Source organism: Salinimicrobium oceani (assembly GCF_012037645.1).
Map to the genome: position 1 here is coordinate 1 of NZ_JAAVJR010001045.1, position 369 is coordinate 369.

Genomic DNA, 369 nt, shown 5'->3' on the forward strand with positions numbered 1-369 from the left:
TCAAAATAGGAGTGTTCTCCATAGGCTTTATGAAAAATCACTTTTTGATCCCTTGCCACCAGAATTTGGGCTCCCGGGGTAGCTTTCATCTCCATCGCCAACTTCATAAGTGAATCGATGCGCTTATGCAGTATTTCTGAATCCATGCCTACAGCTTCGGGCAGCGTATAGCTGAAACGAATGCCGCCTTTCACTTCCAATCCCTCACCGGCTTTGAATTTTTCCCCCACACTTACCGGTAATTTACCGTTAGCACCAATCCCGCCAAAGATAAGTTGAGCTGCCACCTCCTGTGTCTCCTTACTATCCTGATAAGCTACAACCAGGGCGGCAGCATCTTCAATTCCGTCGATCTTGTTCAGGACATAC

Annotated in this window: 1 pseudogene; it reads right to left on the reverse strand. The window is 47.2% G+C overall.

Annotation, left to right across the window (positions count from 1 at the left end):
• Window positions 1-369: pseudogene (locus HC175_RS20695) on the reverse strand (glycoside hydrolase family 3 N-terminal domain-containing protein); the annotation flags it as partial.